The sequence below is a fragment of the Bacillus sp. CGMCC 1.16607 genome, from assembly GCF_042683745.1.
Lineage (GTDB): Bacteria > Bacillota > Bacilli > Bacillales > Cytobacillaceae > Pseudoneobacillus.
Genome location: NZ_JBHUJX010000008.1, coordinates 668,097 through 687,694, shown reverse-complemented (window position 1 = coordinate 687,694; position 19,598 = coordinate 668,097). Strand labels below are relative to the sequence as shown.

16 protein-coding genes are annotated in these 19,598 nt (G+C 35.8%); all 16 read right to left on the bottom strand.

Features of this window, described 5'->3' with window-relative positions:
- Positions 1-92 precede the first annotated feature (92 nt).
- The 16 genes from rny to ACFSO7_RS06210 all read right to left on the bottom strand — a co-directional run bounded on the left by rny (position 93) and on the right by ACFSO7_RS06210 (position 19,593).
- Entirely contained in the window at positions 93-1,652 is a 1,560-nt protein-coding gene (rny, locus tag ACFSO7_RS06285; protein WP_377876313.1) for a ribonuclease Y, read from the bottom strand.
- A gap of 297 nt (positions 1,653-1,949) precedes the next feature.
- Positions 1,950-2,990, bottom strand: a complete 1,041-nt coding sequence (gene recA, locus ACFSO7_RS06280) for a recombinase RecA (protein WP_377876311.1) — start codon at positions 2,988-2,990, stop codon at positions 1,950-1,952.
- 278 nt (positions 2,991-3,268) lie between these two features.
- Positions 3,269-4,525: a competence/damage-inducible protein A gene (locus ACFSO7_RS06275; RefSeq protein WP_377876309.1), complete on the bottom strand. Its 1,257-nt coding sequence runs from the start codon at positions 4,523-4,525 to the stop codon at positions 3,269-3,271.
- 28 nt (positions 4,526-4,553) lie between these two features.
- Positions 4,554-5,132, bottom strand: a complete 579-nt coding sequence (gene pgsA / locus ACFSO7_RS06270) for a CDP-diacylglycerol--glycerol-3-phosphate 3-phosphatidyltransferase (RefSeq protein ID WP_377876307.1) — start codon at positions 5,130-5,132, stop codon at positions 4,554-4,556.
- A 58-nt stretch (positions 5,133-5,190) separates the two neighbouring features.
- Positions 5,191-6,114 carry a helix-turn-helix domain-containing protein gene (locus tag ACFSO7_RS06265; RefSeq protein WP_377876305.1) on the bottom strand — a complete coding sequence of 308 codons (924 nt, stop codon included), beginning with the start codon at positions 6,112-6,114 and terminating at the stop codon, positions 5,191-5,193.
- A gap of 19 nt (positions 6,115-6,133) precedes the next feature.
- Entirely contained in the window at positions 6,134-6,925 is a 792-nt protein-coding gene (locus ACFSO7_RS06260) for a DUF3388 domain-containing protein (protein ID WP_377876303.1), read from the bottom strand.
- Positions 6,926-7,355: 430 nt separating this feature from the next.
- Positions 7,356-7,601: a DUF3243 domain-containing protein gene (locus ACFSO7_RS06255; RefSeq protein ID WP_377876301.1), complete on the bottom strand. Its 246-nt coding sequence runs from the start codon at positions 7,599-7,601 to the stop codon at positions 7,356-7,358.
- 104 nt (positions 7,602-7,705) lie between these two features.
- Positions 7,706-8,428 (bottom strand): elongation factor P 5-aminopentanone reductase, encoded by a 723-nt coding sequence (gene ymfI, locus ACFSO7_RS06250; protein WP_377876299.1) that lies wholly within the window; start codon positions 8,426-8,428, stop codon positions 7,706-7,708.
- A gap of 144 nt (positions 8,429-8,572) precedes the next feature.
- Positions 8,573-9,862, bottom strand: coding sequence for an EF-P 5-aminopentanol modification-associated protein YfmH (gene yfmH, locus ACFSO7_RS06245; protein WP_377876297.1), 1,290 nt, complete (start codon positions 9,860-9,862; stop codon positions 8,573-8,575).
- Positions 9,862-11,142 carry an EF-P 5-aminopentanol modification-associated protein YfmF gene (gene yfmF / locus ACFSO7_RS06240; RefSeq protein WP_377876295.1) on the bottom strand — a complete coding sequence of 427 codons (1,281 nt, stop codon included), beginning with the start codon at positions 11,140-11,142 and terminating at the stop codon, positions 9,862-9,864. The genes yfmH and yfmF overlap by 1 nt, the downstream gene beginning before the upstream one ends.
- Before the next feature lie 360 nt (positions 11,143-11,502).
- Positions 11,503-12,456 carry an ABC transporter permease gene (locus tag ACFSO7_RS06235; RefSeq protein ID WP_377876294.1) on the bottom strand — a complete coding sequence of 318 codons (954 nt, stop codon included), beginning with the start codon at positions 12,454-12,456 and terminating at the stop codon, positions 11,503-11,505.
- A gap of 1 nt (position 12,457) precedes the next feature.
- Entirely contained in the window at positions 12,458-13,510 is a 1,053-nt protein-coding gene (locus ACFSO7_RS06230; RefSeq protein ID WP_377876292.1) for an ABC transporter permease, read from the bottom strand.
- Positions 13,507-15,033: an ABC transporter ATP-binding protein gene (locus tag ACFSO7_RS06225; protein WP_377876291.1), complete on the bottom strand. Its 1,527-nt coding sequence runs from the start codon at positions 15,031-15,033 to the stop codon at positions 13,507-13,509. Before ACFSO7_RS06225 ends, ACFSO7_RS06230 begins: the two co-directional genes overlap by 4 nt.
- A 187-nt stretch (positions 15,034-15,220) precedes the next feature.
- Entirely contained in the window at positions 15,221-16,327 is a 1,107-nt protein-coding gene (locus ACFSO7_RS06220; RefSeq protein WP_377876289.1) for a BMP family lipoprotein, read from the bottom strand.
- Positions 16,328-16,411: 84 nt separating this feature from the next.
- The gene (locus tag ACFSO7_RS06215; protein ID WP_377876287.1) at positions 16,412-17,137 is read right to left on the bottom strand and encodes a GntR family transcriptional regulator; all 726 of its coding nucleotides are present in this window, start codon (positions 17,135-17,137) and stop codon (positions 16,412-16,414) included.
- Between the two features lie 131 nt (positions 17,138-17,268).
- Entirely contained in the window at positions 17,269-19,593 is a 2,325-nt protein-coding gene (locus ACFSO7_RS06210; protein WP_377876285.1) for an FtsK/SpoIIIE family DNA translocase, read from the bottom strand.
- Between the last annotated feature and the right edge of the window lie 5 nt (positions 19,594-19,598).

The following is a 19,598-nucleotide window of genomic DNA, read 5'->3' as shown; positions in this document are numbered from 1 at the left end:
TTAGCACAAAAAAATAATTAGTATGAATTGTTCATTTTATTATGTAGTTTGATAAAAAACAATAAAGCGGTGCAATTGCACCGCTTTATTGTTTATTTCGCATATTCTACGGCTCTAGTTTCACGAATAACCGTCACTTTTATATGCCCTGGGTAATCAAGTTCTTCTTCAATACGTTTACGAATATCTCGAGCTAAGCGATGTGCAGCTAAGTCATCTATTGCTTCTGGTTTAACCATTATGCGAATTTCACGACCTGCTTGAATCGCAAAGGATTTCTCAACGCCTTCATAAGACTCTGAAATTTCTTCTAACTTCTCTAAACGGCGAATATAGTTCTCAAGTGTTTCACTTCTAGCACCTGGTCTAGCAGCTGATAAGGCATCGGCAGCTGCAACAAGTACAGCTATAATTGAAGTTGGTTCAGTATCACCATGATGAGAGGCAATACTATTTATAACTATAGCATTTTCCTTATACTTTGTTGCTAGTTCCACACCGATTTCAACATGGCTACCTTCCACTTCATGATCAATAGCTTTACCAATATCATGCAGGAGCCCCGCACGGCGTGCAAGAGTTTCATCTTCACCTAATTCTGCAGCCAATAGCCCTGATAAATATGCGACCTCAGTAGAATGTTTTAATACATTTTGACCATAGCTTGTACGGTATTTTAAGCGACCCAAAATTTTAATTAAGTCTGGGTGTAATCCATGCACACCAACTTCAAAAGTGGTTTGTTCACCAATCTCACGAATATGTTCATCCACTTCTCGGCGCGCTTTATCAACCATTTCTTCAATTCGTGCAGGGTGAATACGCCCATCCTGTACAAGCTTTTCTAACGCTAAACGAGCTGTTTCACGACGTATAGGGTCAAATCCAGATAAAATAACTGCTTCAGGTGTATCATCAATAATTAAATCAATTCCTGTAAGCGTTTCTAATGTCCTAATATTTCGTCCTTCACGACCAATTATACGACCCTTCATTTCATCATTTGGAAGGTTTACTACAGATACGGTTGTTTCTGCTACGTGATCGGCTGCGCAACGTTGGATCGCTAATGAGAGAATTTCTTTTGCTTTTTTATCAGCTTCTTCTTTTGCACGGTTTTCGGATTCTTTTACAATTATTGCGATGTCATGAGCAAGTTCTTGCTCAACACGATCTAAAATAATTGCCTTCGCTTCATCTCTGGTTAAACTTGAGATACGTTCGAGTTCAGTTTGCTGAGCTCGTACTTTCTCGTCCACTTTGCTTTCCATCTCTTCAATATGCTGTTGTCTTTGGTTAAGAGAATCCTCTTTTTTCTCCAATTGAACTTCACGTTTGTTAAGTGATTCATCCTTTCGGTCAAGATTCTCCTCTTTTTGCAGTAAACGATTTTCTTGTTTTTGCAGTTCATTTCTTCGTTCACGAACATCTCGTTCTGCTTCTGTACGAAGCTTGTGAATTTCATCCTTTGCTTCTAAAAGAGCTTCCTTTTTAAGGGCATCCGCATCACGTTTGCCATCTTCAAGTATTTGCTCCGCGGCACTTTTTGCACCTGCGATTTTTGCTTCAGCAATGGATTTTCGAATAAAATAGCCAACAACTGCACCGACGATAAGGCCAAGCAAAATGGAGATGATTGTTTCGAGTTCCATCGTTACACCTCCTCTTGCTATGAACTTTTTACGTTTCTAAGTGTCGGCATGTACATTGTCAATTATCAATATACAGCACAAAGGCTTTTAAACGTCTCAATACTCATAAAAATTGTAAAATATACATATTTAATTGTATAGCTGCATATAGCACGTTGTCAAGGTTTGTCATGAAAGGACTAGAAATATTTTGAAGTCATCAACAAGGGCATTTTTGAATGGGAAATGAATATTGGAGAATTAGGAAAAAAACTAGAATATATATGAAAGGACTAGAAAAATCTAGTCCTTTAGAAATTAATCAAGTAGTTCAAACTGTTCTTCATCTTCTGTCTCAGTAATGACTTTTTCTGAATCCATACCATAATGATCACGTATTTTCATTTGGATTTCTGTGCGTAGCGAAGGGTTCTCTTTTAAGAATAGCTTAGCATTCTCACGGCCTTGTCCTAATCGTTCATCGTTATAGGAATACCATGAACCGCTCTTTTGAACGATATCTAGCTCCGAACCAAGGTCGATAATTTCCCCCTCTTTGGAAATTCCTTCCCCGTACATAATGTCCACTTCCGCTGTACGGAATGGAGGAGCAACTTTATTTTTTACTACTTTAATTTTTGTTTTATTTCCAACCATATCTGTGCCTTGTTTTAACGTTTCTGCTCTACGTACCTCGAGGCGGATGGTTGAATAGAATTTTAAAGCTCGGCCACCAGGAGTCGTTTCAGGATTACCAAACATTACGCCTACTTTTTCACGAATTTGATTGATAAAGACAGCTATTGTTTTAGATTTGTTAATTGCACCAGATAGCTTTCGTAATGCTTGGGACATTAAACGAGCTTGAAGACCAACGTGTGCATCGCCCATTTCACCTTCAATTTCAGCCTTTGGTACTAAAGCAGCAACAGAGTCAACAACAATGATATCAATTGCTCCACTTCTCACTAATGCTTCTGCAATTTCAAGCGCTTGCTCGCCCGTATCTGGTTGGGATAATAATAATTCATCAATATTCACACCAAGTTTTTGAGCATAGCTTGGGTCAAGCGCATGTTCAGCATCAATGAAAGCTGCTTGACCCCCATTTGCTTGAACTTCAGCAATAGCATGTAAAGCAACTGTCGTTTTACCTGAACTTTCAGGTCCATAAATTTCAACAATACGTCCTCTCGGATATCCACCAACTCCAAGTGCTGCATCTAAAGCTAAAGAACCACTTGGGGATGTTGATATTTTACGATCAGTTTGTTCTCCAAGCTTCATAATGGAACCTTTACCAAATTGTTTCTCTATTTGCTTCAAAGCCATTTCTAAGGCTGCTTGACGATCACTCATACTTATTCTCCTCCTTTAATTGTAGTGAGAAGAATCTATCAACTAGCTTTTCTCACGTCTATTTAACTTAACTCTACTATAACCGTTTTTTAATGGTTTGTCGAGTAAAATATCGAACACCTATTCGATTATTTTCTGGTAAAAAATCTTATTAAAATGATAGAATGTAAGAACGATTTGGCTATTTTCACTTTACATTCCCTCTTAAAACGTCGCTATTATCCATTATCTGAAATTTAATTTCAAAATTATTAACTAATACAAAAAATACAGGAAAACTATGAGAGTTTAACCTGTATCTCGTTTAAATATTTTATTAAATAATGACAACCATATTTTACACTTCGTAAACGAATTGATTCTCTACTTCCTGCCAACTCTAACTTTTTAACCAAAGTGGGCTTTCCTTTGATTGATATCCCAATAAATACAGTACCAACTGAGTGACCTTCAAGTTTATTAGGACCTGCTACTCCAGTAAAACTAATCCCTACATCTGTATGCATTAGGTTTGCAATATTTTCTGCTAGTTCTTCTGCACATTTTTTACTTACTGAACCATGAACTTTAATTGTGTCAGGTTTCACCTGGACAATATTCATTTTTGTTTCATTTGAATAGCAAACAACTCCACCATTAAATATACTACTTGCTCCATCTATCGATGTTAGATGACTTTGAAACATTCCACCAGTTAGACTTTCCGCACTTGAAATCGTTAACCCTTTATTTTGGAGAACTTTATAAACCTCCATCATTAAAGAAGTATCATCATACCCGTAAAGATACTGACCTACTTTTGAAAGGATGTTTTTTTCGGTATCATCAAGCATTCGCATAGCTTCATTATCATCATGATGCTTTGCAGTTAACCTTAAAGTTACTTCCCCGTCTGAAGCTAAAGGAGCAATTGTTGGGTTCGTTTGTAGATTAATAATATCATCAATTTCAGATTCTAATGCTGCCTCTCCAATACCAAAAAAACGCAAAACTCGTGAAGTAATCCGATCATTTTTATCAAATTCATTTAATAGTGCTGTACGACAATAGCTGTGAAACATCGGTTCCATTTCTTTTGGTGGACCTGGTAAAAGTATATAAATTTTATTGTTTGATTTATAAAGCATTCCTGGTGCCATTCCATGATCATTTGGAAGAACATGACATCCTTCAAGCACTAATGCCTGCTTTTTATTATTATCTGTCATAACTCTTTTTGTTCGTTCGAAATAGTATTCAATAGAGTTAAGTGCTTCAATGTTCATAACGAGAGGAGTATCTAAGTGTTTCGAGATGGTTTCTTTTGTTAAATCGTCTTTTGTCGGACCTAGTCCACCTGTAAAAATAATGATATCGGAACGGCTTTCCGCAATCGATAATGCTTGATCAAGTCGATTAGCATTGTCGCCAACAACCGTATGGTAGTATACATTCACACCTAGTTCAGCTAATTGTTGTGATAAAAAACGGGCATTCGTATTCACGATCTGCCCAAGTAATAATTCGGAACCAACTGCAATAATTTCTGCATTCATGTAAGTACCCCCTGTAATCTACCTATACTTACTTCGAATTTTTAAATACCGCTTTATTTTTAATAAAATAATCCCATCCAGACCAAATGGTAAAGATTAATGCTATCCAAAGTGAAATTTCATCAAATGGAATGGATAGCAGCTCGAAAATAGTATTGTGAAGAAGAAAAGCTGAAATAGCAACAATTTGTGCCCACATTTTTATTTTTCCAAGTGTTTTAGCGGCTGCCACTTCCCCCTGATCAGCTAAAACTAATCGAAGTCCTGTAACAGCAAACTCACGGCTAATGATGAGAATTGCCATCCAAGAAGGTATATCTCTAAGCTCAACTAGAACAATTAAAGCAGCTGACACCAAAAGCTTGTCCGCTAAAGGGTCTAAAAATTTACCAAGATTCGTAACTAAATGATATTTTCGCGCATAATAACCATCTACCCAATCCGTTGAAGCTGCAAATATGAATATTAACGCTCCCACAAAATGAGTAACAGGCATTGTAGCACCAAGTAAATACATATCCCCCCAATTAAATGGAACCAACATGATAATTAAAAATAAAGGGATTAGAAAAATTCTTGATACTGTAATTTTATTTGGGATATTCATCCACAATAACCTCCAATTGCAATATAAACACGTTGAAAAATAGTCATCAACATGATGACTATTCTTCTTTTGGAATAAAGCGAATAACGATATTCTGCGTTACTTCATCAGTAGGTGCGACAGCATATTCAATCTTTTGATCATTGATATAAATCTCTGTGTCAAGCGATCTTCCAATAATAAGTACCGCTTCGCTTTCTTTTGAATAGTCCACCGTTTGACTTTCCGTTTCACCCTTCTTTAACGTTCCTTGAAAAAAGGAAAAACCTTTATCATTTTTCATGTTCACCCATGTTGCACCGGTTGAAACAAGTTTTAACTCAAATCGATCTGAATTTTTCAATTCATAAACGGTATTACGACCATTCGTAGATACAACAGTCACCTCTTGCTTCGGTGTTTCTACTTCTTCAACGATCTCTGTTTCTTGATCCAAATCAGTTGAAGAATCTACATCTGTTGCATCATTATCCTTTTTACCTTCAGCAGAATTGTTTTCAGTCTTGTCCTCTAATTTTTTGTCTAATTTATCTGTATCATAGTTTACAGCTTCATTACCATTATTTACAGATTCGTTTCTATCATCATCCGCATAAATCATAAAAACATAATAAATTAAAGCAGCAACTCCGAGCAAAAATGCAACAATGAGAATTTTGGGAATCATATCTCTGACCTTTGAATTATCACTAGGTATACTTTTACGCGTTTGTACCCTAGATAGCTCAGGCAGATCGGCATTTACTATATTTGGAACCTCTTCTTTATACAGATCGAATATTTCTTCTGGATTTAGGTCTACTGCTTCAGCGTATTGTTTAATAAATGCCCTAACATAAAACTTCCCTGGCATAATTGCAAAATTACCTTGCTCAATCCCAATTAAATAACGTTTTTGTATTTTAGTGATCGTTTGTAAATCATCTAAGCTAATATCTTTGGCTTCTCTGGCTTCTTTTAGTCGTTTACCTAATTCTGTCAACTTTTAACACCTACCAATATTAAAAATCAAATCCTCCAAAGTCAGAATCAGAGAATAAGTGGGTTTGATTAACAATTTCATATGTAATCTCTTCATCTGGATCATTTCTCAGTTCAATAATATAATCAAAATCATCCAGATTGTACTCTGTATTTTGAACAAATATATCAGGATGTTCAACCACTTTTACTGCTGGTAAACGCATAATTTCACGGACTAATTGCCAATGACGTTCATTCGCTCTTCTTGTTGAAACAATACCATCAATAATAAAAAGGTTGTTCTCGTTATATTCATCTTCAATCAATTGATTTCGAATCGTTTGTTTTAAGAGGGTTGATGAAACAAATAGCCAGCGTTTATTCGCACATACACTTGCTGCCACAATCGATTCCGTTTTTCCCACACGCGGCATTCCACGAATTCCAATTAATTTATGGCCCTCTTGCTTATATAATTCTGCCATAAAATCAACTAATAAGCCAAGTTCATCACGAACAAATTGAAAAGTTTTTTTGTCATCTACGTCTCTTTGGATGTAACGACCATGTCGAACAGCCAAACGATCTCTTAGTTTAGGCTCTCTTAGTTTAATTACTTTTATTGTGTCCATTGTTGCTAAAATAGACTCTAATCTTTGAATTTGATGATAATCATTAGCCAATATTAATAAACCACGACGACCTTCATCCACACCATTTATCGTAACAATATTGATAGAGAGCATCCCTAATAATGAAGAAATGTCTCCTAATAAACCAGGTCGGTTTTTTTGAATCTCATATTCTAAATACCATTCCGTCTTCGCCATAAAAAAACCCCTTTGTCAAAATACGTGACAATTTTCAACAAAAACCTTGATACTATCATATATGATTTTACACGAAGATGAAAGCAAAAACAGCCAATTCAGGAATTCATTACCGCATTAACGTATTGGGGGTCAGTCCCCCAGTACGTTAATGCGGTGGAGAATAAAAGCAAAAGCACTTTGATCAGCCCCAACAAGCAAATACCGGCCCAAAGAGGAGGTTTGCTCTTTAACCTCATCTTTGGGGCGCCATTTGACCTCGAGGCTCGGGCGTCCTGTCGCATGTCGACACTAGTACTTCCTGTACGTCGGGGCTAGAACGCTTGCGCAGGACGTGGGATTATACAAGTTAAGAAGTTATCCATATCCGAGTATTTTATAGTTTCCTAAACACCAAAAAAAGAGAAGGTTTCCCCTCTCTTAGTTAATGTTATTTCTGAACGAGTTTAACCATGATGTTGGCAATTGCTTGTTGCTCGTCTTCGCTTGCGACTGACCATAAATCGGAAAGTAGTCTCTCTTGTTCGTTTTTTGGTTCAACCTGACCAGCTAGGTAATCTCCAATTTGATAGGCAAGGTCATTAATAACACCTTTATTCATCCCTTGGGATTCTGCTTGATTGAGGCGATCTCCTAAGAAATCCTTCCATTGTTGCCAATTATCTAATACAGACATACATTGAAACCTCCTTTAAATTAGTACAAGTTTATTTTGTATCAAGAGGTCAAAATTATACATCCTAAAATGGACTCTCATCTCAAATCCGCGTTTTCAAATACTTACATATACCATCCACCATTAATCGCTAAAACTTGTCCAGTAATATACGAAGATTGTTCAGAAAGCAAAAACGATACTCCATCTGCAACTTCATTTGGGTTTCCTAATCGGCCCATAGGGATTTCTTCTTTCATTCTTTGTAAATCATCTTGATCAAAATCAGCCATCATGCTAGTTTCAATGGCACCTGGAGTAATTGCGTTGACTCTAATTCCATTTAGGGCTAATTCTTTACTTAAAGCCTTTACAAAAGAAATTTGTGCACCTTTAACGGTTGAATAAGCCACTTCAAATGCCCCTCCTGTTTGACCCCAAATAGATGAAATGACAATGATGCCACCTTGTCTTTTAATCGTCAACTTCGGTAATAACATTTTTGTTAAAAGTAATGGGGATACTACATGAACATTCATAAGTCTCTCTAATACTTGTTCATCTAGATCCATCAACATTCCATGATGGGATTGACCACTATTATGAATGATCGCATCTAATGTAAATATCTGATTCGTTATTTTTCGATGACCGTTAGACACACTTAAGTCGGCTTGGATTGGAATATATTCTCCTTCATATTCGTTTAGCTCTTCAAGAAGCTCGACAATTTTTTGTTCATTTTGATTATAGTGTAAATATAAATTATATCCCTCTTTCGCAAGCTTTTTAGCAATCGCTTGCCCGATCCCGCCACTTGCACCAGTTATTAAAACAAATTTACTCATCATTTGATCTCCATTTTTTATTCTTATTTTAACGGAATTTTCAAAGATTAGAAAGCTAGTACATAGATGAGGGTTTGTACTTATAGCCTTCATAAACCTAGACATTGAAAAAGGAATGACCATAAAAGTCATTCCTTTCAAATATTATTTTTTTGGAATGACTTGGCAAACAGTAAATCGTTCTTTTGAAATAAAATCAGACGCTACTGATCGTACATCTTCAAGAGTAATTTTTTCTAATGTCGGCACTACATCGAACAGTTTCATATCATTAAAAGTATATCGCGTAAATTGGTTAGCTATATATTCTGGGGAATTAATGGAACGTAAGAAAGCACCTATTTTCTTCTTTTTAGCCTTATTTAGTCCTTCTTCCGAAATCCCATTGCCAGAAGCAGCATCCATTAACATTTTTTCAAGTGAATCGGCTAAGCGATCTGGTTCTGGTGTATCTCCACCCATCATGGCAAATCCAAACCCTGTTTCATGAGTGTAATCATAAGAAAAAGTTTCATCAATTAGCCCCGCAGAATAAAGCTTTTGGTAGTTCTCAGAGCTTTTTCCGAAAAGTAAATCTAATAATAAATTTATGGTTAATTCATTTTTTAACAATTGCTCACCTGAAAGTTTGCTCTGTAAAGCTTTAATCCCTAATAAACACTTTGAAGTTTGAACATTCATTTGTAATATTTTCTTTTTCTCCGCTACTTCATTAGGCTCTTCTTCAAATTGACGTTTTATTTCAGCTTGTTCCTCAAACGACTTTTTCGCTTGATTTTCTTTTATAAAACGCATTGTGCTATTAACTTCTACTGATCCGACAACGAACAATAACATATTGCTTGGATGATAAAAGGTATAATAACATTGATAAAGCAAATCCTTTGTAATTTTTGCAATGGAATCGATTGTTCCCGCTATATCAATCTTTACAGGATGATTTTTATACATATTTTGAATTAGACCAAAGTATAATCTCCAATCTGGATTGTCGTCATACATCGTAATTTCTTGACCAATAATCCCCTTTTCTTTTTCAACTGTCTTTTCTGAAAAATAAGGTTCTTGGACAAAATCAATTAATGTTTCCAAGTTGTTCTCAAAATTACTAGTACTAGAAAATAAATACGCTGTTCTTGTAAATGATGTAAAAGCATTTGCCGAGGCTCCTTGCTTACTAAACTGCTGAAAGACGTCACCATCTTCTTTTTCAAACAATTTATGCTCTAAGAAATGGGCAATTCCATCAGGTACTTTAGTAAATTCTGTATCCCCTTTAGCAACAAAATGATTATCAATTGAACCATATTTAGTAGTAAAGGTAGCATAAGTCTTATTGAACCCTTTTTTCGGTAAAATATAGACATCTAAGCCATTTGGCATTTTCTCATAATATAATTCTTCCTGTAGCTGGTCAAAGGTTATTTTCTCCATTATTGTCCTGCCTCCAATCCAGTTAAAAAGTAGATAGTGTCGATTTCAATTTTATTCGCAACGGCAATAATATCTTCTTTTGAAACCTTTCTCATTTCAACCAACCAGTCCTCTAGGCTAATATTGATATGTCCCACAACATTGTGATAAAGAACCTCGACAATTCCCCGAGAAGTATCGATCGTTTCTAAAAGTTGGTTTTCGATAACTGCCTTTGTTTGGTTTAGTTCATCTTCTGTGAAATCGCCTTTTTTCATTGCTTCCATCTGTTCATCTATTATTCCAACAGCTTGATCATAATGGTTAAAATCAATTCCAGACATTACCATCATGATTCCTTTATGGCTTTCCATCCTACTCGCTGCATAATAAGCTAAACTAGCTTTCTCTCGTACATTAATAAATAATTTCGAATGAGAAAACCCTCCAAATATCCCATTAAAAACTTGTAGAGCAAAATATTCACTATCACCATAGACAACATTAGTCCGGTAACCAATATTTAATTTCCCTTGTTTAATATCTTGTTTTTCTTTTACCACATTGGTAGACTCAACTACCTTTTTGCTATAGTCCATTACTTCTTTAGGTGTGCGTTTTTCAAACTGAAATAGGCTGTTAACAATTCGCTCAACCTCATTTTCTTCAACATCCCCTATTACATATAAATCCAACTCATCTTCTTGTAATGCCTTTTGATAAAATTGATACAAGCTTTCTGCAGTTATCCCTTCTACATCATCCATTTGACCATTCACATGAAGAGAGTAAGGCTCTTCTTTAAACATTTCTTCTACCAATCGTAAGTTCGAATAACGCATTTTATCATCAAAAACGGATTGAATTCTTTGTTTTAATGTTTTTTTCTCTTTTTCGACAGTCTCAACGTTAAATGATTGATTTTGTATATTTGGGTTCGTTATTATTTCAGCTAAAAAATCAATCGCTTTTTGAAGTAATGGAGCAGGGTCTGATAAAAATTTTTCATTAGCCACTTCGATCGAAAAACTCATAATCTGATACTCACCTTTTTTAGCTAAATCGACATAAAGGCTAGTACCATATAATTCGTCTAAATACGATCTTAGCTTTGTAGTAGTTGGATAATTTTGTGAGCTACTTTGTAAAACATGTGGGAGTAATGCTCTTAAAGTAACGTCTTCCTTTGTTAATGGAGCTTTCATTTTCCAAACAATTGTATTCGTCTTATATTTATCTGTCTTCACTATATGAAGCTTGTATCCCTTCATCTCTTTTACGGTTTCAGCTAGAACGGGCATTCAAAGTCCTCCTTACAAATTAAATATGCACTACTTCATCATATGTAACGACATGATAACTTATTTTTCCTTAAATTGCTAATTTAAGATTTAGGTTATATTTTAGCTTATCCTTTGTTAATAAACCTATACGATATCCTAAACTAAGAAAAGCGCAAGCGCCTTGATCAGCCCCGACAAGCAAATGCTTCGCCAGCCGGAAAGTCGTTCTTTGACTTTTTGGCTGGCGAACATTTGACCTCGAGGGGCTAGGCGCTGGAGCTGGACAATTTTCGAAGTCCGAAAATGTTATACTTTCTAATCTTGAAACAAAAAAAGACTGACCTGTTTAGGCCAGTCTTCATGTATTTTATTAATTTATTAACGTTTCCCTGAATCAAATGTTTCTCCTGCTGCTTTAGGCGCCTGAGATGATTTCGAGAAAATGACTAATGCAATTAAAGTTACTACATATGGGAATATTTTTAATAAAATTGGTGGAATAACTGAAAGTTCAGGTATAACTTGTGATACGTTTGCAATGGTACTTGCAAATCCAAAAAACAATGTAGCCCCTAAGACACCAAATGGTCGCCATTGTCCGAAAATTAATGACGCTAATGCCAGGAATCCTAAACCTGAAACAGTACCAGTAAATTCTCCTCCATAAGTCACGATAATGATTGCTCCACCAAGCCCAGCGAAAGCACCAGAAATCATTACACCTAAATAACGAATTCTTCTTACATTAACACCTGCAGCTTCTGCTGCTTGAGGAAACTCTCCACAAGATCGTAAACGCAGTCCAAATTTTGTTTTATATAAAATAAAAGTACTAACTAAAAGGACTATTATAATAAACCATGTTGTCGGATACGTTCTTGTGAAAAATAACGGACCTATGACCGGTATAGATGATAAGCCAGGAATATTAGTTGGGTCAAAGCTACTTCTTATACGAATATTCCCACTTCCAGTAATATTTCTTGCTAAAAATATTGTCAGAGCAGCTGCAATCATATTGATAGCTGTACCACTAATAACTTGGTTAGCACTCAAATTAATACTAGCAAATGCATGTAATAATGAAAAAAGAATACCGAGGACTACGCCTGCTAAAACTCCAATCCAGAGAACTAGAGAATGATTAGCTATTTTGTCTTGCAGATTAAAAATTGTAATTGCAGATCCAAATGCACCGACAATCATTAATCCTTCCAACCCTATATTTACGATTCCACTTCGTTCACTAAATAATCCGCCTAAAGCTGTAATAAGAAGAGGGATCGTAAAAATAATAGCATATGGGAAAATTTGCTCAATAATCGTCCACATCTTATGATTCCCCCTTCTTAGCTGATGTTTTTCGTTTTCGACTTTTACTAATTAATCGTTCAATTAAGACGCTAGTTGCAGCAAAATAAATAATGATGGCAATAATTGTATTGGCGATTTCTGGTGGGATATCGGTCATCGCATTCATAAAGCCCGTACCAGAATAAAGAATACCGAAAAGTAGTGCCGCAAAAAATACACCAATAGGGGAATTTGCACCTAAAAGTGCCACAGCAATACCATCATAGCCTTGGGATGGTAATAAACCAATTTGGATACTTGAAGCATTCCCTGTATAAAGAGCAACTCCTCCAAGACCAGCAAGCGCTCCAGAAATAAGCATCGATAAAACGATGTTTCGGTTTACTTTCATCCCTGCATATTCTGCAGCATAGCGATTGAAACCTACAGCTTTTAATTCAAACCCTAAAGTTGTTTTATTAATGATAAATGCAATAATAATTACAGCTATAACAGCTAAGAAAATTCCTAAATTAATATAAGATCCCTGGAACATATCCGTTAAGAAAGGAGTAATTAAAGTAGCTTTTGCTCCAAGCTTGGCTGACTCAGTTTCAGTTCCTCCCTTAAAATAACTAGGGATAATATAGTAAATCGTCCAATAGGCAATCCAGTTCATCATTATGGTAGATACTACCTCATGTACATTAAATTTTGCTTTTAATAATCCCGGAATAAATGCCCAAATTGCTCCACCAATTAACCCTGCTAAAATCATGAGAGTTAAAAGTAATGGTCTTGAAAGGTCGTAGGTTAGACCTATAGCAGTTGCACATAAGCCACCTATTAACATTTGACCGGAAGCACCGATATTAAATAAACCTGTACGGAAAGCAAAGGCAACAGAAAGACCAGTAAAGATGAGTGGTGTCGCAGTTGCTAAAGTATTCCCTATCCGTTCTATGTTTCTCAACCCACCTTGAAGCAAGTAAGAATAACCTTCTATTGGATTGCTTCCAATAAAAAACATTAATAATCCACCAGCTATCAATCCTAAAAGAACTGAAATTAATCCAACAATCGTATTTCTCATACGCTACTCTCCTTACTCACACCAGCCATCATTAAACCAACTTCATTTTCATTGGTTTCAGATGCATCGACTATACCGATTAATTCTCCATTATTAACGATGGCAATCCGGTCTGAAAGTTGCAATACCTCATCTAATTCTAACGAAACTAATAGTACTGCTTTACCGCTATCGCGATGCTCAATAATTCGTTTATGGATGTACTCAATGGAACCAACATCTAACCCCCGTGTTGGTTGTACAGCAATTAACAAGTCAGGATTCAATTCCATCTCCCTACCGATAATGGCCTTTTGTTGATTCCCACCTGACATCGTTCTAGTAATAGATGCAGCTCCTTCTCCAGAACGAACATCAAAATTTTCAATTATTTTACTCGCATACTTTTTAATTGCAGAAAAATTTAATAAACCATATTTTGAAAAAGGTGGTTTATTATAAACCTCAATAACCATATTTGATTCCAATGTATAATCTAATACTAGTCCCCGTTTTTGTCTATCTTCTGGAATATGCCCTATTCCTTTTTCAATTCTTTGACGAATGGGAATATTGGTTATTTGATCTCCATTAAGGAATATCTCTCCAGATTCTACTTTACGAAGTCCAGTTATCGACTCCACTATTTCGGATTGACCGTTTCCTTCTACCCCAGCAATCCCAACAATTTCACCTTTTCGTACTTCTAGAGAAAAATTCTTAAGACCCATTACTTTTCGATTATTTTTTGCTGAAACAGAATCTATTTTAAGCACCACTTCACCAGGTGTACTTTTTTTCTTGTCCACTTTAAAATTAACATGGCGACCGACCATCATTTCTGCAAGTGTGGCTTCACTAGTTTCAGCCACATTAACTGTCCCAATCCCTTTTCCCCGTCGAATAACTGTACAACGATCTGCAACAGCTTTTATTTCCTTTAATTTATGTGTAATGATAATAATTGATTTACCTTCATTTATAAGATTACGAATTATTTTCATTAATTCTTCAATTTCATTTGGTGTTAAAACGGCCGTTGGTTCATCAAAAATTAGAACCTCTGCTTCACGATAAAGCATTTTTAAAATCTCAACCCTTTGTTGCATTCCAACAGAAATATCTTCGATTTTTGCATAGGGATCCACATTTAGTCCATAGTTTTTCGATAATTCAGCGATTCTTTTTGCAGCCTTTTCAATATCTAAGACTAGACCACCTTTTAGCGGTTCACTTCCAAGAATAATATTTTCGGTAACTGTAAAATTCTCTACAAGTTTAAAGTGTTGATGAACCATCCCGATTCCAAGTCGATTAGCAACGTTTGGATTGGTAATTTTCACTTCTTTTTCATGGACCTTAATTGTCCCTTTTTCAGGTTGGTACATTCCAAATAATACACCCATTAGGGTAGATTTTCCTGCCCCATTTTCACCTAAAAGTGCATGTACTTCCCCTTTTTTTAACGTGAGGGTAATATCATCATTTGCTACAATACCAGGAAATTCCTTCCTTATATTTAACATTTCAACAACATAACTCATCGTAGCACTCACCTTTTTAATTAGACTCATTTCTTTTCATATTAGGGAGTCCCCAATCATATATAAGGATTATTCCAAACAGGGAAATATTCCCATGAAAACAAATTGAAAGACATTTGTTAATATTCTTTCTTTACTACTGTAATATACAAAAGAGACGGAAAGACCGTCCCTTTTGTGTAATTGATTACTTCAATAAATCTCCTTGTTCACCCGAAACTGTAATTTCTCCATTTTTAATTTTTTCAAAAACATCATTAACTGAAGAAATTGTTTCCTCACTTAGGTTAGGGTTCTTTTCAGGAAGTCCTACACCATCGTTTTTAGAATCAAAAATAATTGTTTGACCACCAGGGAATTTTTTGTCTAGCTCTTGTTCAATCATGTTAAATGCTGCATGGTCAATCTTCTTCGTTGCTGAAGTTAAGACAACTGATTTGTCACCTTCATAGATTCCATCTGCATATTGGTCTACGTCAACACCAACCATCCAAACTTCTTCTCCAGCCTTCACACGAGTTTTAGCCTCGTTGATTGCTCCTACACCAACACCACCAGCAGCTGCAAAGATTACCTTTACACCACGGTCGAACATTTGAGCAGCAATTTGTCCACCAGCTGCTAAATTATCAAAGCTACCTTGATAAATAACGTTCTCTTTTTTAATCGAAATTTTAGTGCCTAAATTTTCATTAGCATATTTAACACCTTGTTGGAAGCCCCAGTTAAACTTTTGTACTGGAGGAATTTCCATACCACCGATAAATCCTGCATCGCCTTCTTTAATTTGAAGAGCTGTAGCAACACCAGCAAGGAAACCAGACTCATGTTCTGCAAAGAAAATAGAAACTGTATTTTCTTTAACCACTGGGTTAAAGTCTCCAGAGTGTGGGTTACCATCAATGATTACAAACTTTGCATCTTTATATTTATCTTGAGCTTGGAAAACAGCTGTTTCAAATTTAAAACCAGGTGTAACGATAAATTTATAACCAGCATCATACAGGTTACCAATTTCTTTTAAGTAATCTGATTCAGTAGTTCCTGTTGGCTTTAAATATTTCTCTTTAATTCCTAACTCGTCTTTAGCTTGTAGAATCCCTTCCCAAGTACCTTGGTTGAATGATTTGTCATCAATCGTACCAGAGTCAGTAACCATACCTACTTTGAAATCTGAACCTTTTTTATCTGTGTCTCCACCTTTTGCATCTTCGTCTTTTGCTCCGCATGCTCCTAAAAGAGTTCCAGCAGCAAGTACAAGAGATAGCGCTAATCCAAATTTACGCTTTTTCAAAATATGTACCCCCTTAATAATTAATTTCGTGATTGTAGTAGAAACTTCAAGGTCAACCATGATTCCGTTTTCATTTTACAATAACTAAATACGTTTTCGTAATACATGAAAACTAAATTTGTCTGCCTTAAAATAGTTTACCGAATAGAGGACGGGTTCATCCATTTCATCGAAATGCATTTGCTTTAATACTAATAATGCAGTTTCAGGTTCACATTCTAAAATAGGTGAGATTCTTTCGTGATAGCCAATCGGTTCGATTTGAGCTATGGCATAGGTTATCTTTCTATTCGTTACATCCTCTATGATTGAAAAAATCGACTCTTCATCATGGGAGAATGTTTCCGGTAAGATTCGTTCTGGAATCTTATCGATACAATAGACAACGGGATCTCCATTTGCCGTACGAACTCTTTCAATTAAGACAATCCCCTCTTCAGGTAAACATGAAAATCGACGAACATCTTCTTCGGTAGGTCCCTCAGTTGATGAACTTAAAAAAATAGTTCCTGGCTTCATACCTGCTTGGTTAATCATATTTGTGACACTGTTTAATTGCTCGATTCCTGAAGTGAAGAGAGGTCTTGAATTGACAAACGTTCCAACTCCGTGCCTACGGATGATAACGTTTTCTTCTTCTAGAATTCTAAGAGCTTCTCGAAGAGTCGCTCTACTTACTCCAAGTTGTTTGGCAAGATCAAATTCAGAAGGTAGTTTTTCTCTTTCTTTATAAACACCTTTTTCAAAATCTTGCTTTAATCGATCAATTACTTGTAAATACAGATGTCGGTTATCTGACTTAATAGACATGCAGGTTCCTCCAACTATTTCCCTAAGACATCAGACCTCAGATGTATAATCTTCCTACTAATCGTCAATACTATACCATTTTTTCTTCGATAAATAAATAGTCGTTTTTCGATTTATAGAAAAAAGAATATTTAACTGCTAGCTTCCTCTTTGGGTTTATTGATTAGTACAACACGTGGTTTACTGCCCTCGTAAGGACCAACAACTCCCCGTGCCTCCATTTCGTCAATCAATCTTGCCGCCCGAGAATAACCAATTCTGAACCTGCGTTGAAGCATAGAAACAGATGCTGTTTGCATATCTATGATCAATTCTACAGCTTCTTCGTATAAATTATCGTCCACTTCAACAGTTGTTTCTGGAATGTCATCTGGGATCATTTCTTCTTGATATTGAGCTTTTTGCTGTCCAATCACAAATTCCACTGTATCTTCCACTTCGCTATCTGATAGGAATGCACCTTGAACTCGTATTGGTTTAGATGCCCCAACTGGTAAAAATAACATATCCCCTCTACCTAATAATTTTTCCGCACCACCCATATCTAATATAGTCCTTGAGTCCGTTTGACTCGATACAGCAAAGGCAATTCGAGACGGAATATTAGCTTTAATAACCCCTGTGATTACATCTACCGAGGGTCTTTGAGTAGCAATGATTAAGTGAATACCTGCAGCACGTGCCATTTGGGCAAGCCTCGTAATGGAATCTTCTACATCGGATGAAGCTACCATCATTAAATCTGCTAACTCATCAACAATAACAACAATATATGGAAGAAGTGGTTGTTTCTCCCCTTCTTCAAAGTTTAATTTCTTAATGTAATCATTATAGCCTTCAATATTTCTAGTCCCCGTATGTGAAAAAAGCTCATATCTTCTTTCCATTTCATTTACTACCTTTTTTAAAGCTTGTGAAGCTTTTTTTGCATCTGTTACTACTGGTGCGAGTAAATGAGGAATTCCATTATAAACATTTAATTCTACCATTTTCGGATCAATCATCATTAGTTTTACTTCATGAGGTTTTGCCCTCATCAATATACTAGTAATGATTCCATTAATACAAACACTTTTTCCACTACCCGTAGCACCTGCTACTAATAAATGTGGCATTTTATTCAATTCAGCTAAAACAGCTTCACCTGTGATATCGCGACCTAAACCAATAAGAAGTTTTGAATCTGGCCGATCATTTTGTTTGGATTCCAATACTTCACGTAATGAAACCATGGCGACTTCTGTATTTGGAACTTCTATTCCGATCGCACTTTTCCCAGGGATAGGAGCTTCAATACGAATGCCTTTTGCAGCAAGTGCTAGCGCCAAATCATCACTTAAACTCACGATTTTACTTACCTTTACTCCGACATCTGGATGAACTTCATATTTTGTTACCGCAGGGCCTAAATGTACTTGTGTTACTCTTGCCTTCACACCAAAGCTTTGAAACGTTCTTTCTAATTTCGCAGCATTCGCATGAATTAATTCATATTCTCCACTTTGGTCCGTTTGTCTAGGTTGATTCAAAATATGTAGTGGCGGTAACTCATAATCGTGGTTTTCCACTTCCATAAATGAAATAGGAAGAACAGTCTCTTCCTCCTTTTCTGATTTTTTCCTAGGTTTGATCACCTCTTCACCTTCATGATTAGTAAAGGCTTTTTCTGTGAAACTAGAAATGATGGGTTCAGAAATTTGTGCTTCAGCTTGATTTTGATCAGGAGTAGCAATCGAAACAATAATTCCATCTTCTTCTTGTTTATCATTTTCATTTATTATTTTTGCCTTTTTTTCAACCTTTTTATTTATCGACCCCGATCTCCATTCTTTAAAATCCTTAAGGAACTGCTCCCATTGTTTTGCAAAAAAAGCAGAAGTAGCTTTCATTAATTTTGAAATTACTTCACCAAAAGTGCGACCAGTTAATAATATTGCCCCAATGATCATCAAAATAATAGAAATTAATTTAGTTCCTGCGCCAGCAAAAAGATAATGACAAACTGCATACAGTAGTGCTCCAATGATGCCACCACCCATATCACTCGTGCTCGTTTCCCCTTTAATTTCCATCCAAAAAAGTTCCCACGTATTAGCAATCACACTTGGGTTTTCAAATTTCCCACCATTTGAAAGTAAATTAAACAAGGTCATATGACTTAGTAATAAAATGGCGCTTATAATTAAATAAATGCCTATTAGCTTTACATGAAATAGTCTTGGAGTTTCTCTTTTAATCATTAGATAAATACTAATCCATACAAGTCCAAGCAAACTAACCATATACCATTCACCCATAAAAAAACGAAAAAAATAAACAGATGCTTGACCTACAGCTCCAAGCTTTGCTATTGAAAGTATAGAAAAAGCAAGCAAAATTAATCCCGTTAATTCAAATTGGACTGTTTGTTTAAATTGATCTTTTTTCATTCCTTGTCTGCGCTTTTTTTTAGCCAAATTGA